This is a genomic window from Halobacterium sp. R2-5, assembly GCF_011734195.1.
Classification (GTDB): domain Archaea; phylum Halobacteriota; class Halobacteria; order Halobacteriales; family Halobacteriaceae; genus Halobacterium.
The window spans coordinates 1028404-1041481 of sequence record NZ_JAANTH010000002.1 but is presented as its reverse complement, the minus strand read 5'-3'; the positions used below and the strand labels follow the sequence as shown (position 1 = coordinate 1041481).

The window sequence follows — 13078 nt, the reverse complement described above, 5'->3', positions numbered from 1 at the left end:
TCGGCGTCCGCGACGGCGGCGCGCCGCGCTATCGGACGATGGTGACTGGGACGGGCGACCGGCGGGTCACCGTCTCGGCGACGCTCCCGAACAGCACCCGACCGACGCCGGAGCGCCCCCGGCTCCCCATGACGACGTGGTCGACGTCGTGGGCCTCGATCGCTTCGAGAATCTCCCTGCCGGGCTTCCCGGTCGCGAGCACCGTCTCGACGTCGACGCCGCGCGCCGCGACCGTCTCGCGGTGGTCGTCGAGCAGCGCTTCGCCGCGGTCGCGCTGTCGCTGTGCTTCCTCCTGGTAGCTGTCGTAGTCGAAGTACTCGTCGCCCCCGTACCCGTACGAGCTCAGCGGCGCGAGCACGTGAATCAGCGTGATGCTGGCCTCGGGGAGCTCGTCCAGCGCGTACGCGAGTGCCGCCTCGGATTCCGCCGACCCGTCGACCGGGACGAGGACGTGTTGACCCATACCGACTGCTGTCGCGGGACCGTGATAAGTCCCGGCGTCCGCGGGTCGGAGCGCCTCAGCTGTCGTGGGGGAGCGAGAGCACGACGGCTTCGCCGGAGACGACCGTCTCCTCCGTCTCGGCGGTGGTGTCGAGGCGGAGCCTGTCGCCGCCGAGCGCGTCGACGACTTCGGCAGTGGCGGTGACGGTGTCGCCGGGGTAGACGGGCTGCTCGAAGGAGATCTCCTGCGAGACGTAGACGACGTCGCCGGGTAGGTCGCCGACGGCGGCGCTGACGACGCCCGCGGAGAGCATCCCGTGGGCGACGCGCCCGCCGAACATCGTCTCGGCGGCGTACTCCGCGTCGAGGTGGATGGGGTTGTCGTCGCCGGAGACTTCGGCGTACGCCTCGATGGTCTCCTCGGTGACGTGGACGGACGACTCGGCGGTGTCGCCGACGGACGCGACTGGCATACCGGTCCGTGACGGGCCACGACGAAAACACCACGGGTCGCCTCGACCCGCCAGTCACGGGACGACCGCGTCGACGAGCCACGAACGGGGCGGTTCGTCGAACGGCCACTGGCCGCAGCGCTCCTTCTCGATGGAGCCGCCCGTCGCCGTCTCGAAGTACTTCTGCTTGTCTCCGAGCCGGTAGTGGCAGTTCTCGGGCTGCAGCTTGTTCCAGTAGATTTCCCGCATCGACGGCGACCCGGGCGGGTCCGCCGGGAGGTCCTCGTAGGCCGACACGCCGAACTGGTCCCGGGCCTCCTCGACTTCGTCCCTGACGGGCGTGACCGGGCTGGCGTTCCAGTACAGCGACGTCACGACGAGCACGACGACGGCGGCGGCGACGAGCGAGCGACCCGAGGGCGTCCGGGCGCGGGCGGCGAGCACGCCGACGCCGAGCGCGAGGAAGAGGAACAGGAGGATCAGCTCGATTGCGCCCTGGAACTCCAGAAATATCTGGAATAGGTAACTGAGGCCGCCGGCGGCGACCCACCAATACGTCCGCCACTCCGCACGCACGCCGCGCCACCAGCCGTAGGCGGCGACGGGCACGAGGAACACGCCCGGCCCGAGTTCGGCGACGAACGCGAGCGCCCGGCCGGGGACCGTGTACCGCTCGACGCCGTAGACGGGCGCGAGCACGACCTCCACGAACAGCGGTATCGCCGTTCCAGTCAGCACGAACGGAAGCACCGTGAGCGCCGCGACCGCGAGGCCGCCGGTGACGGTGCGGACTGCGGCCGTCACGCCGCCCCGCTGGAGCGCCATCGCGACGACGAGCGCGGCGACGCCGCCGCCGAGCTGCCAGAAGCCCGCGCCCAGCGCCGCGGCGGTACCGGCGGCGAGCGGGCGGTCTTCGACGGCGAGGGAGAGCGCGGCGGCCGCGCAGAGGAACGCGAAGTACTTCGGGCGGATCCCAGCGTACGGGAACGCGTACACCGACGTGAGCACGAACATCGAGAATCCGGCGGTGACGGCGGCGAAGCCGTCGTCCGTGAGGCTGTGGACGGTGAACCCCGTGAGCACGACGCCGCCGGTGACTGCAGCGACCGCGACGGCGACGCTCACGACGTGCAGCAGCGCCATGTTCCCGCCGGTGAGGAACGCGAGCAAGGTCGTCACGGCGTAGACGAGCGGCGGCTTCAGGTCCCAGATGTCGACGTACAGGGTCGCGCCCTCCAGGATGTACCAGCCCGCGTGCTGGAACAGCGCGGAGTCCCGGTTGACGTGGAACGGCTCGCTCGCGAACTTGATTGCGGTCGCGGCGACCACGAGGCCGGCCGCGCCGGCGACGAGCAGCCGCCGCCAGTCGTCGGCGATTCGGCGCTGGAGCGTCGCGTGCGACTCGGGAGCCCAGTCGTCGAAGCCCGGCATCTTGGAGGGTGACTACGGGTTCGACCCGCAGGCCCCTACGCTTTGCTGCCCCAGCCGAACGCCAGCCACCCGCCGTCGTTGTGCATCACTTCCCCGGTCATGTAGTGGTCGCCGGCCGCGAGGAACGCCGCGCAGTTGCCGACCTCCGCCAGCGTGCCGAAGCGGCCGAGCGGCGTGCGGTTCTCGATGTGCTCCTCGGTGTAGCCGTAGTACGGCCACTCGCGGTCCTCGGTGATCTCCTCGCCCCACGGGGCTTCCGCGAGGTCCGTCTTCACGTAGCCGGGCGCGAGCGCGTTCACGTGGACGTCGTACTCCGCGAGTTCGACCGCGAGACACCGAGTGAGATTCTCGATACCGCCCTTCGTCGCGTTGTAGGGCGCGCGGCCCTGCACGCCGACGCTCCCGAACATGCTGGACACGTTGATAATCTGGCCGCCCGTGCCCTGCTCGGCCATCTGCTCGCCGGCCACCTGGGAGCCGTAGAACGTCCCCGTGAGGTTGACGTCGAGGACGCGCTGCCAGTCCTCGGGCGTCTGGTCGAAGACGTGCTTCTCGACGGTCGTCCCGGCGTTGTTGACCATCACGTCCAGGGAGCCGAATTCGTCGACCGCCGCCTGCGCGAGCGCTTCGACGTCCGCCTTCTCGCTCACGTCGGCCTCCGCCGCGACGGCGTTCCCGCCGGCCTCCCGGATCGCTTCGGCGGTGTCCTCGGCGCGGTCCTGCGAGCGCGAGTTCGTCACCACGTTCGCGCCCTCGTCCGCGAACTTCTCCGCGATTGCGCGACCGAGCCCGGTACTCGACCCCGTGACGATCGCGGTGTCTCCTTCCAGCGACTGGCTCATGGTTACCACTTCGGCGCGCGCCGCTCTGTCACCTTCGCGCGCATCGACCCGACCGCCTCGATGCGCTGCTCGGCCATCTCGTCGGCGAGCTCGTTCGTGGGCCGGTCCTGGGCCTCGGAGCGCTGCCCGATTTCGACCATGCGGTCGTAGATGGCGTCGATCATCGCTCGCGCGCGGTCGTGCTGGTAGCCGCCCTTCCGCAGCAGGTCGGTGTCGTCGATGGTGCGCCCGGAGTTCGCGAGGTAGTCCGGCGCGTACAAAATGCCCTCCTCGTGGAGCCGGCGGCCGTGGCGCTCGGGGTCCTCCAGTTGGTTGTTCGCGGCGCCGCAGACGATGTCGCACTCCAGTTGCGGGATTGTCTCGTCGTTGATGACGAACCCGAGCGCGGACGGCGCGAAGATGTCGCAGTCTACGCCGTAGACGTCGTTCGGGTCGGCCACTTCGGCGCCGTGCTCGTCGACGGCCCAGTCGACGGCCTCCTGGTCCGGGTCCGCGACGGTGATGCGGGCGCCGCGGTCGGAGAGGTAGCGGATGATCGCGCTGCCCATGTCGCCGATGCCCTGCACGACGACGTGGCGGTCCGAGACGTCGCGGTCGCCGTACGTCAAGTCGCAGCACGCCTCCATCGCACGGAGCACGCCGAGGCCGCCGCCGTGGTAGCCGTCGGGGTGGTCGAACTGCTCGGGGAGGCCGAGCACGTAGTCGGTCTCCATGTTTATCCAGCGGAGCTCGCGCTCGTCCGTGCCGACGTCGCCGCCCGTGACGAAGCGGCCGCCGAAGCTGTCGACCATCCGGCCGTACGAGCGGTACAGCTCCTCGGTGTTGTGGTCGTCGTCCTCGACCCAGATGACGGCCTTCGCGCCGCCCATGTTGATGCCGGAGATGGCGTACTTGTACGTCATCGCCTGCGACAGTCGGAGCACGTCCTCGATGGCGTCCGCCTCGGAGTCGAACGCGTATCGTCGCGTCCCGCCGGCTGCGGCGCCCAGCGTGGTGTCGTGGATGCCGACGAATCCGCGGAGCCCGGTCTCCTCGTCGCGGAACGCCTTCAGTTCGTCGTGGTCGTGTTCTGCCAATTGTTCACAAATACCTTGCATGGAGTGTGCTGATAACGGACAAGAACTTAGCTATTGGGTTGGGGTGCCGGCGCGCGATCCGTGTTTCGGGGCAAATACTTACGTCGTATGATAACACACGGCAGAGTATGTCGGGACGGTTAGCAGGCCAGACGGCCATCGTCACGGGGTCGAGCAGCGGCATCGGAGAGCACATCGCCGAGCGATTCGCCGAGGAAGGCGCGAACGTGGTGACGAACTCGCGCTCGCAGGACCGCGCCGAGGACACCGCCGAAGCGATCCGAGAGGTAGGCGGCGAAGCCATCGGCGTCGGCGCGGACGTCAGCGAGAAAGACGACGCCGAACACCTCGTGGAGCGAGCGATCGAGGAGTACGGCAGCCTCGATATCATGGTGAACAACGCCGGCATCGGCGTCATCGCGCCAGCCCTGGAGATGACCGAGGACGAGTGGCGGAGCGTCGTCGACGTGAACCTCAACGGCGTGTTCTTCGGCGCGCAGGCCGCCGGGAAGGCGATGGCCGAGCAGGGCGACGGCGGGCACATCCTGAACATCTCGAGCATCTTCGGGAGTATCGGCGTCCAGGGCCGCGCGCCCTACAACGCCTCGAAGGGCGGCGTGAACAACCTCACGCGCTGCCTGGCGGTGGAGCTCGCCGAACACGAGGTCCACGTGAACGCGCTCGCGCCGGGGTTCGTGAAGACCGAGCTCGACGAGCAGACCCGCGAGGAGAAAGCCGACGAGGGCGACGACGAGAAGGAGCCGTGGCCGCGGTACGGCTACGACGACCGCGACATCGAGAACCGCACGCCCCTGGATCGGTTCGGCTCCGTCGAGGAGATGGGGAACTGCGCGGTGTTCCTTGTGAGCGGCGACCACTACATGACCGGCGAAGTCGTGCACGCCGACGGCGGGTGGCTGGCGTTCGGCTGGGGGAGCAAGGAGCGCTAGCCGTACGCGCAGCAGTAGTCCACGACCTCGTCCGCGACGAACTCGAAGGGCACGCCGGCGTCGACGTCGACCACGTCGCCTTCCGCGAACGGCAGCGTCTCCTCGGGGAGTTCGAGGCGGCCGCTGCCCGCGAGTATCTCGATGGTCTCCTCGGTCTCCGTCTCGAACTCGTAGGTCCCCGGGAGCACGAGCCCGAGCGTGTAGCGCTCCCCGTCGCTGGACTGTACTTCGCGGCTCGTCACTCGGCCGTCGTAGTAGACGTTCGCGCGCTTGCGCACGGTGGCGTCCTTGAACGCGTCGTCGGGCATCGTATCCATCCACCACCAAGAGATTGTTAAGTGTTACCACGACACTCGGTAGATTGGAGCGACCCAGTCGGTTCCGGCCGAGAATCGGAGTTACGAGCGACAGCAGCGTAAAACATACTGAATCTGTTTTATTTCTCCTCCCCTCTGATTTAGTACCTTTAGAAGCGATCCGTAGACGAATATCAGGTTCCACTCGAAAAACCCGGAACAGCTGTTCCCAGCCAGTATCTGAGAAGTAAGCTCGAGGAAGCTCTATCGAGGAGCCGTTCAGACGAAATCCGAGTTTTATCACCACACAGGTCTCGAATACGCATATATCGAATAATCGGTCGAGGATTCTCCACTCGGCTCGACTTTCGAAAGTACCATTTCAGCATAGTGCATAGATCTTAGCTACTTCCCCGGTGTTTCCGAGCCGACAATAGTATTATGGACGTCCGTGACAGTTGTGTACGTTGGCGGTGGAGCACGCATGACCCGACCGATTCACCTGCGGGTCCGCGGAGCCGACAGCCCCCGGACCGTCGACTGCGTCCACGAGGCGCGGGAGGTGGTCGAGCGGGAGCGCCGCATTTTGCGCGCGGAGCTCGACGCCTTCGAGGCGTTCCGCGCGCGACTGGCGGGGATCGACACCGACCGGGCGGGGCCGCAGTCGGGAGTGCCGGCGCGCACGGCGGTCGGGGGCGTGAAGTCGCGGGAGCACCGCTCCGAGCGGTCCACGGCGGCGCTCGTCCGTGAGGCGTACGCCGAGACGGTCATGGACACCGCACACTACGACGCGGAGTACGGTGAATCCTACTGGGAGCACGTCGCCGCGGAGTTCGGCGCCGACCTCGCGGCGGCGCTCCGCGAGTCGGCGGCGGTGTCGCCGCTGCTGAAGTCGCGGCTGCTCGCCGCGGCCCGCGAGGCGGAAGTTCGACGCGAACAGCTGCTCGGCGAACTCGAAAGAGAGGCGGACGCGTTAGAGGAGGGGAACGCGGCGCTCCGCGAGGTCTGTGAGGACCTCGGCGTCGTCCGGTCGCGGCCGCTCTACGGCTGCACGCCGGCCGAGCTCCGGAACCTACTCGGCGACCTCGCGGTCCTCGACGAGCGCCTCCGGGAGCTCGCCGCCCGCCGGCAGTCCGGCGACCTCGAACCCGGCTCTGGCCGCCGCCGGTCGAGCAGCGACGCCTCGCTCACGGACTACGTCTACGACCCGCTGCCGTTCACGTACCCCGTCCTGCGCGCAACCGCGGTGGTGAGCGACCACGTCGAGACGACCCGGGAGAGGATTACGGACGTTCTCGACGCGCAGACGGACGCTTGAGCGGGGGCGGAGTTCAGGCGTCGAAGCGCGTAATCGGGTCGAGTTCGGACTCGTCGACGTCCGCGAACGCCTCGCGGGCGATAGTGCGCTTGTGGACTTCGTCGGCGCCGTCGACGATGCGGAACTGGCGGACGCTCTCGTAGAAGTCCGCCAGCGGGAGGTCCCGCGCCATGCCGTTGCCGCCGCAGAGCTGGACGGCCGTGTCGATGGCGTCCTGGACGACGTTCGCGGCGAACACCTTGCTCATCGACACCTCCACGCGGGCCTGGTTGCCCGCGGCGATCTCCTCGGCGGCGGTGCGGACGAGCGAGCGCGCGGCGGCGAGCCGCATCTCGTGCTCGGCGATATCGAAGCGCACCGCCTGCTTGTCGGCGATCTTCGAGCCGAACCCCTCGCGTTCGGACGTGTACGCCTTCGCGACGTCGAGCGCGCGGTCGGCCATCCCCGAGAACCGCATGCAGTGCGTGAGCCGCGCGGGCCCGAGGCGCTCCTGGACGTGCGCGAACCCCTCGCCCTCCTCGCCGAGCAGGTGCTCGTCGGGGACGCGCACGCCGTCGAACTTGATCTCGGCGTGGCCCTTCCCCGTGACCGGGCTACCGAGGTGCGGGATGTTCCGGACGACCTCGACGCCGTCGGCGTCCTTCGGCACGATGAACACCGAACTCCCCTCGTAGGGGTGGGCGTCCTGGTCGGTGCGCGCGAACACGAGCAACACGTCCGCCTCGACGCCCTGCGTCGTCCACCACTTGTGGCCGTCGATGACCCAGTCGTCGCCGTCTCTCTCGGCAGTCGTCTGCAGCATCTTCGGGTCGGAGCCGCCGCCCTGCAGCGGCTCGGTCATCGCGAACCCGGAGTTGATGTCGCCGGCGACGAGCGGCCGGAGGTACTGCTCCTTCTGGGTCTCGGTGCCCTGGAGTTCGAGGAAGTGCATGTTCCCCTCGTCGGGCGCGGAGACGCGCAGCGCGAGCGGGCCGAGCAGCGACCGGCCGGCCTCCTCGAACGCCGGCAGGACGTCCCGGAACGAGTGGCCGAGCCCGCCGTACTCCTCGGGTATCTGTGGTGCGTAGACGCCGTACTCGCGAGCGGCCTCGCGGAGTTCGGAGACCGTTCCCTCGGAGACAGTCATCCCGCCTTCGAGCTCGCGCTCGACCGGGAGCACGACCTCCTCCATCAGGTCGCGGGTGCGGGTCGCCAGTTCCTCGGCAGTCTCGGAGTCGTTGAACGTGATCATAGTGTCGCCGTGCTCGCGCCCGCGGCGGAGCGCTGGGGCCGCGCGGCGTCGACGAGCACTGTGCCTCCAACTGCGCCGGCCCGGCCCATAAATATTCGCGCGGGCGACGACTTCCGGACCCCTACCGGGCGGTCCAGCCGCCGTCCGCGGCGAGGACTTCGCCGGTGACGAACGACGCCGCGGGACTCGCGAGGAACACCGCGGGCCCGGCGATCTCCTCGGGGTCGGCGAACCGGTCCAGGGGCGTTCGGTCGAGAATCGACTGCCGGAGGTCCTCGTCGTCGCGGAGCTCCGCGGTGAGGTCGGTGGCGACGTAGCCGGGCGCGAGCGCGTTCACGCGGACGCCCGGCGCCCAGTCGAGAGCCATGCTCTTGGTCAGGCCGACGAGGCCGTGCTTGGTGGCGACGTAGGGGTGCTGGCGCGGCAGGCCGACGACGCCGCCGACGCTCGCGACGTTGACGACGGCGCCGTACTCGGAGGCCTCCAGGTGCTCGCTGGCGGCGCTCGTGCACGCGAACGCGCCGCGGAGGTTCACGTCCACGGTGTCGTCGAACCCGTCGAGGCCGACGTCCCCGGGCGCGCCGAGCGCGTGCCCGGGGTTGATGCCGGCGTTGTTCACGAGCACGTCGACGCCGCCGAGTTCGTCCGCGACGCGCTCGACGGTCTCGCGAACGGCCGCCTCGTCGGTCACGTCGAGCGGCTGGACCAGCGACGTCGCGCCGAGTTCGCGGACGTCCTCGACGGCGGCCTCGACGTCTTCCTCGGTCCGCGAGACGGGCACCACGTCCGCGCCGGCGGCGGCGAGCCCGCGAGAGATTGCCTTCCCGATGCCGCGCGTGCCGCCCGTGACGAGTGCGGTCCGGCCGTGCAGCGAGAACAGGTCTCCGATGTCGTCGAACTGCGTCATGCCCGGACGTTCAGCGGGCACCCACATCAGACTGTGGTCCGCGTCGGCACGACCCGTAGTTATTCGGGCGGTGGGTGCGAACGGGGCGTATGGGCGAAGACAGTCCGGAGTACTTCGCGCGCCTCGTCGACGAGGACGCTCTGGCGGCGTACTTCCGCGAGGAACTGGGCGACGCGGCGACGTTCGACGTCGAACGGCACGCGGAGGGGCACTCGAACGAGACGCTGTTCGCGGAGTGGGGCGACCGGCGGCTGGTGGTGCGGCGGCCGCCGCCCGGGGAGACGGCTGACACGGCCCACGACGTGTTGCGCGAGTACCGCGTTATCGACGCGCTACAGGACACGGACGTTCCGGTGCCGGCGACAGTGGCGGCCTGCGAGGACCACTCCGTCATCGGGAGCGACTTCTACGTGATGGAGCGCGAGCGCGGCGACGTGCTCCGCGAGGACGAGCCCGAGCGGTTCGCGACGCCCGAGCGGCGGCGGACGCTCGGCGAGGAGTTCGTGGACACGCTCGTCGCGATTCACGAAGTGGACTACGAGGCGGTCGGGCTCGGCGAACTCGGCCGACCGGCGGGGTACACGACCCGGCAAGTGGAGCGGTGGCGCGAACAGCTCGAGTGGGCGTTCGAGGTCACCGCCGAGGAGCGCGAGGTCCCGGCGCTCGACAGGGTCGGCGACTGGCTCGTCGAGCACTGCCCCGAGGACCACCCGCACGCGATGGTCCACGGCGACTACAAGCTCGACAACGTCATGTTCTCGCCCGCCGACGACCCCGAGATCGCGGCCGTCTTCGACTGGGAGATGGCGACGCTCGGCGACCCGCGCGCGGACCTCGGGTGGATGCTGAGCTACTGGCGGGACCCCAAGGACCCCGACCCGGAGATTCCGGAGCTCGTCACGCGGTTCATGGAGCGCGAGGGCTACCCCACCAGAACCGACCTCGTCGAGCGCTGGGAGTCCCAGACGGGACTGACGTTCGAGCACGAGCGCTTCTACCGCGCGCTCGCCGTCTACAAGCTCGCCGGACTCGGGGAGATGTTCTTCCGGCGCTACCTCACGGGGAACGCCGACGACCCGATGTACCCCGCGATGGAGGAGCGCGTCCCGGGGCTGGCGTCCCGGGCCGAGCGCATCATCGACGGCGACGAGCCGCTGTAAGAACCCACCCGAACGTTAATCGGTGACGATTGACAAGTACCGGGCGATGCAGTACGAGACGCTCGGACAGACGGACGTAGAGGTGAGCCGCGTCGGCCTCGGACTCTGGAACATCAGCGGCGGCTCCGACTGGGAGAAGACCGACGAGGACCAGGCCATCGAGACCATCCACGAGGCGTACGACAGCGGCGTCACGTTCTTCGACACGGCGGAGGCGTACGGCGACGGCTACTCCGAGGAAGTGCTGGGGGAGGCCCTCGACGGCCTCGACCGCGACGACGTCGTGGTCGCGAGCAAGGTGTGGCAGGACAACCTCGCGTACGACGACCTGAAGGCGGCCTGCGAGGCGAGCCTCGACAGGCTCGGCACGGACTACGTGGACGTCTACTACGTTCACTACCAGCACCCCGAGATTCCGGTTTCGGAGACGATGCGCGCGATGAAGGAACTGCAGGAGGAGGGGAAAATCCGGGTGCCGGCCGTCTCGAACACGGGGCCGGCAGACCTCGACGCGACCCTCGCGGAGGGCCGCGTGGAGGCGAATCAGGTGCCGTACAACCTCCTGTGGCGCGCCATCGAGTACGGGGTCGCGGACGCCTCTCGGGACGAGGACGTGGACCTGGTCGCGTACAGCCCGCTCGCGCAGGGCCTGCTCACCGGCGAGTACGAGTCGATCGAGGAGTACCCGACGGGCCGGATGCGGACGCGGCACTTCTCGGGGGACCGCCCGGGGGCGCGCCACGGCGAGGCTGGCGCCGAGGCGGAGACGTTCGCGGCGGTCGAGCGAATCCGGGACCTCTGCGCGGAGTACGACCGCGACATGGTCGAGGTGGCGCTCGCGTGGCCGCTCCACCAGCCGGGTGTGACCGCCGTGCTCGCGGGCGCGAGTTCGCCGGAGCACGCGCGGGCGAACGCGGCGGCCGCGGACGTCTCGCTCTCCGAGGACCTGCTGGCCGACCTCGACGACGCGACCGCGGACCTGAAGGAAGCGCTCGGCCCGAACCCGGACCCGTGGCAGTCCGACTCCCGGTACAACTGAGCGCCCGCCAGCGCCGCGCTCACCGCTACACTTAACAGAACCGCCGCCGCGACTGGTAGTATGACTGTCAACATCCCGCGTGTCGGGCTCGGCACCTACTCGGACACCGACAAGGACCAGTGGGAGGACAACGTGAGAACGGCGCTCGAAGCGGGCTACCGGCACGTCGACACCGCGGAGGCGTACGACAACGAGCAGTACGTCGGCGCCGGCCTGGAGGCCGCGAGCGTCGACCGCGACGACGTGTTCCTCGCGACGAAGGTCGCCCACCCGGACTCGCCCGTGCCGGAGCGCGAGGACGTGCTCTCGATGGTCGACGGCAGCCTCGACAGGCTGCGGACGGACTACGTCGACCTCCTGTACGTCCACTGGCCCGCCGACCCGTACGACCCGGAGACGACGCTGGGGGCGTTCCAGGAGCTCTACGACGACGGGAAGATCGAGCACGTCGGCGTCTCGAACTTCGAGCCGGAGACGCTGGACACCGCCCGCGAGGTGCTGGACGCGCCGATCGCCGCGAACCAGATCGAGTGCCACCCGCTCCTCCAGCAGGAGGAGCTCCGCGAGTACGCCCGCGAGCACGACCACTGGGTCGTCGCGTTCTGCCCGCTCGCGCAGGGCGAGGTCTTCGACGTGCCGGAGGTTCAGGCGGTCGCGGAGAAGCACGACGCCTCGCCCGCGCAGGTGTCGCTGGCGTGGCTGCTCTCCAAGGAGAACGTCGCTGCCATCCCGAAGGCGTCCAGCGAGGCGCACATGCGGGACAACCTCGCGGCCCGCGACCTCGACCTCGACGGCGAAGACGTCGAGAGAATCGACGGCATCGAGCGCGAGCACCGCATCATCGACCGCGAGTACGCGCGCTGGCGGAACTAGGCGAACGTGAACACGGGCTTGCAGGTCTCGGAGTTCAGGAACCCCTCGAAGGCGGCGGTCGGGTCGTCGACGCTGTAGGAGCGGTCGACGATGGCGTCGACGTCGACGGCGCCGTTCTCCATCAGGCGAATTGCCTGCTCGAAGTTCCGCCACGCGGAGCCGTACGACGTCTGGACGGTGATTTCGCCGCGGACGACGGGCGTCATGAACACCTCGCTGGGCGCTCCGGGGAGGCCGACGACGACTACCTCGCCGCCCTTCCGGACGTGGTCGACGGCCATCTCGACGCCGGACTGGTGGCCGGTCGTGTCGAAGACCGCGTCGAAGCCGATGCCGTCCGTGAACGCCTCGCGGCGGTCGTCGAGGTCCCCGTCTTGGACGTTGACGGTGTCGACACCGATGTCCGCCAGGAGGGGGAGGCGGTACCGCGTGTCCGCTTCGAGCCCGGAGACGAGGACGTTCGCGCCCATCGAGTCGGCGACGACGGCGGTCAGGACGCCAATCGGGCCCGGGCCCTCGACGAGAACGTTGTCCCCGGGGGTCACCGAGGACTGCGTGAACACGGCGCGGGTCGCGATGCTCGTCGGTTCCGTGATGGCCGCGTGTTCGAGCGGGACCGAGTCCGGGATGCGGTGGACGGACGACGCGTCGACGGCGACGTACTCCGCGTACGCGCCGTCGCGGTGCATGCCCGTGATGGAGAAGTTCTGGCAGACGTTCGGCTGGCCGTTCTTGCACTGGAAGCACTCGCCGCAGCTGTGAATCGGCTCCTCGACGACGTTGTCGCCGACCGAGAGCCCGGTGACGCCGTCGCCGACTTCGACGACGGTGCCGGCGTACTCGTGGCCCATGACGCGCGGGATTGGAATCCACTTGTAGCCGTCCTCGTACGTGTAGGCGTGGGCGTCGCTGCCGCAGAGGCCCGCGCTGTGCACCTCGACGAGCACCTGGTCGGCGTCCGGCGTCGGCTTGTCGCGCTGCTGTACCTCGACTTCCCTCGTTCCGGTCTGGACGATAGCTCTCATGGGTGTCTCTCCGGGGGGCGCGTTCGCCTAGTCATTG

Annotated in this window: 14 protein-coding genes; 5 read left to right on the top strand and 9 right to left on the bottom strand. The window is 69.1% G+C overall.

Going from position 1 to position 13078, the window contains the following annotated elements:
• Positions 1-28: 28 nt before the first annotated feature.
• From G9C83_RS14245 to G9C83_RS14225, 5 genes are read right to left on the bottom strand one after another with little or no spacing between them, the layout of a single operon-like run.
• On the bottom strand, positions 29-463 hold the full coding sequence (locus G9C83_RS14245) for a universal stress protein (protein WP_167247030.1): 435 nt from the start codon (positions 461-463) through the stop codon (positions 29-31).
• A 55-nt stretch (positions 464-518) separates the two neighbouring features.
• A complete protein-coding gene (locus G9C83_RS14240; RefSeq protein ID WP_167247028.1) occupies positions 519-914 on the bottom strand; it encodes a MaoC family dehydratase in 396 nt (131 codons plus the stop codon).
• A 54-nt stretch (positions 915-968) separates the two neighbouring features.
• On the bottom strand, positions 969-2324 hold the full coding sequence (locus G9C83_RS14235) for a DolP-mannose mannosyltransferase (protein ID WP_167247026.1): 1356 nt from the start codon (positions 2322-2324) through the stop codon (positions 969-971).
• A 35-nt stretch (positions 2325-2359) separates the two neighbouring features.
• Positions 2360-3166, bottom strand: a complete 807-nt coding sequence (locus G9C83_RS14230; protein WP_208288748.1) for an SDR family oxidoreductase — start codon at positions 3164-3166, stop codon at positions 2360-2362.
• A gap of 2 nt (positions 3167-3168) precedes the next feature.
• Positions 3169-4263: an amino acid dehydrogenase gene (locus G9C83_RS14225; RefSeq protein WP_167247024.1), complete on the bottom strand. Its 1095-nt coding sequence runs from the start codon at positions 4261-4263 to the stop codon at positions 3169-3171.
• Positions 4264-4370: 107 nt separating this feature from the next.
• Between G9C83_RS14225 and G9C83_RS14220 the strand changes: the two genes are divergently transcribed.
• Positions 4371-5192, top strand: a complete 822-nt coding sequence (locus G9C83_RS14220) for an SDR family oxidoreductase (RefSeq protein WP_167247022.1) — start codon at positions 4371-4373, stop codon at positions 5190-5192.
• On the opposite strand, the gene G9C83_RS14215 is transcribed toward G9C83_RS14220, so the two are convergent.
• Entirely contained in the window at positions 5189-5500 is a 312-nt protein-coding gene (locus G9C83_RS14215) for a pyrimidine/purine nucleoside phosphorylase (protein WP_167247020.1), read from the bottom strand. The genes G9C83_RS14220 and G9C83_RS14215 overlap by 4 nt on opposite strands.
• 472 nt (positions 5501-5972) lie before the next feature.
• On the opposite strand from G9C83_RS14215, the gene G9C83_RS14210 reads away from it, so the two are divergent.
• Positions 5973-6806 carry a hypothetical protein gene (locus G9C83_RS14210; RefSeq protein ID WP_167247018.1) on the top strand — a complete coding sequence of 278 codons (834 nt, stop codon included), beginning with the start codon at positions 5973-5975 and terminating at the stop codon, positions 6804-6806.
• Positions 6807-6819: 13 nt separating this feature from the next.
• Here G9C83_RS14210 and G9C83_RS14205 read toward each other — a convergent pair whose 3' ends face one another.
• Both G9C83_RS14205 and G9C83_RS14200 read right to left on the bottom strand, forming a co-directional pair.
• A complete protein-coding gene (locus G9C83_RS14205; RefSeq protein ID WP_167247016.1) occupies positions 6820-8037 on the bottom strand; it encodes an acyl-CoA dehydrogenase family protein in 1218 nt (405 codons plus the stop codon).
• 121 nt (positions 8038-8158) lie between these two features.
• A complete protein-coding gene (locus G9C83_RS14200; RefSeq protein ID WP_167247249.1) occupies positions 8159-8926 on the bottom strand; it encodes a glucose 1-dehydrogenase in 768 nt (255 codons plus the stop codon).
• Between the two features lie 107 nt (positions 8927-9033).
• Between G9C83_RS14200 and G9C83_RS14195 the strand changes: the two genes are divergently transcribed.
• The 3 genes from G9C83_RS14195 to G9C83_RS14185 are packed head-to-tail and all read left to right on the top strand — an operon-like array spanning position 9034 to position 12016.
• On the top strand, positions 9034-10104 hold the full coding sequence (locus tag G9C83_RS14195; RefSeq protein ID WP_167247014.1) for a phosphotransferase family protein: 1071 nt from the start codon (positions 9034-9036) through the stop codon (positions 10102-10104).
• A gap of 22 nt (positions 10105-10126) precedes the next feature.
• Positions 10127-11143, top strand: coding sequence for an aldo/keto reductase (locus G9C83_RS14190; protein ID WP_167247012.1), 1017 nt, complete (start codon positions 10127-10129; stop codon positions 11141-11143).
• Positions 11144-11203: 60 nt separating this feature from the next.
• Positions 11204-12016 carry an aldo/keto reductase gene (locus G9C83_RS14185; protein WP_167247010.1) on the top strand — a complete coding sequence of 271 codons (813 nt, stop codon included), beginning with the start codon at positions 11204-11206 and terminating at the stop codon, positions 12014-12016.
• Here the strand turns inward: G9C83_RS14185 and G9C83_RS14180 are convergent.
• Complete coding sequence (locus G9C83_RS14180; protein ID WP_167247008.1) at positions 12013-13041, bottom strand: alcohol dehydrogenase catalytic domain-containing protein; 1029 nt, start codon at positions 13039-13041, stop codon at positions 12013-12015. The two genes, G9C83_RS14185 and G9C83_RS14180, sit on opposite strands and share 4 nt — an antisense overlap.
• Positions 13042-13078: the final 37 nt, after the last annotated feature.

Coding starts and splice junctions, on each gene's coding strand:
- G9C83_RS14245 (WP_167247030.1), bottom strand. CDS start 463: ATGGGTCAACACGTCCTCGTCCCGGTCGACGGGTCGGCGGAATCCGAG.
- G9C83_RS14240 (WP_167247028.1), bottom strand. CDS start 914: ATGCCAGTCGCGTCCGTCGGCGACACCGCCGAGTCGTCCGTCCACGTC.
- G9C83_RS14235 (WP_167247026.1), bottom strand. CDS start 2,324: ATGCCGGGCTTCGACGACTGGGCTCCCGAGTCGCACGCGACGCTCCAG.
- G9C83_RS14230 (WP_208288748.1), bottom strand. CDS start 3,166: ATGAGCCAGTCGCTGGAAGGAGACACCGCGATCGTCACGGGGTCGAGT.
- G9C83_RS14225 (WP_167247024.1), bottom strand. CDS start 4,263: ATGCAAGGTATTTGTGAACAATTGGCAGAACACGACCACGACGAACTG.
- G9C83_RS14220 (WP_167247022.1), top strand. CDS start 4,371: ATGTCGGGACGGTTAGCAGGCCAGACGGCCATCGTCACGGGGTCGAGC.
- G9C83_RS14215 (WP_167247020.1), bottom strand. CDS start 5,500: ATGCCCGACGACGCGTTCAAGGACGCCACCGTGCGCAAGCGCGCGAAC.
- G9C83_RS14210 (WP_167247018.1), top strand. CDS start 5,973: ATGACCCGACCGATTCACCTGCGGGTCCGCGGAGCCGACAGCCCCCGG.
- G9C83_RS14205 (WP_167247016.1), bottom strand. CDS start 8,037: ATGATCACGTTCAACGACTCCGAGACTGCCGAGGAACTGGCGACCCGC.
- G9C83_RS14195 (WP_167247014.1), top strand. CDS start 9,034: ATGGGCGAAGACAGTCCGGAGTACTTCGCGCGCCTCGTCGACGAGGAC.
- G9C83_RS14185 (WP_167247010.1), top strand. CDS start 11,204: ATGACTGTCAACATCCCGCGTGTCGGGCTCGGCACCTACTCGGACACC.
- G9C83_RS14180 (WP_167247008.1), bottom strand. CDS start 13,041: ATGAGAGCTATCGTCCAGACCGGAACGAGGGAAGTCGAGGTACAGCAG.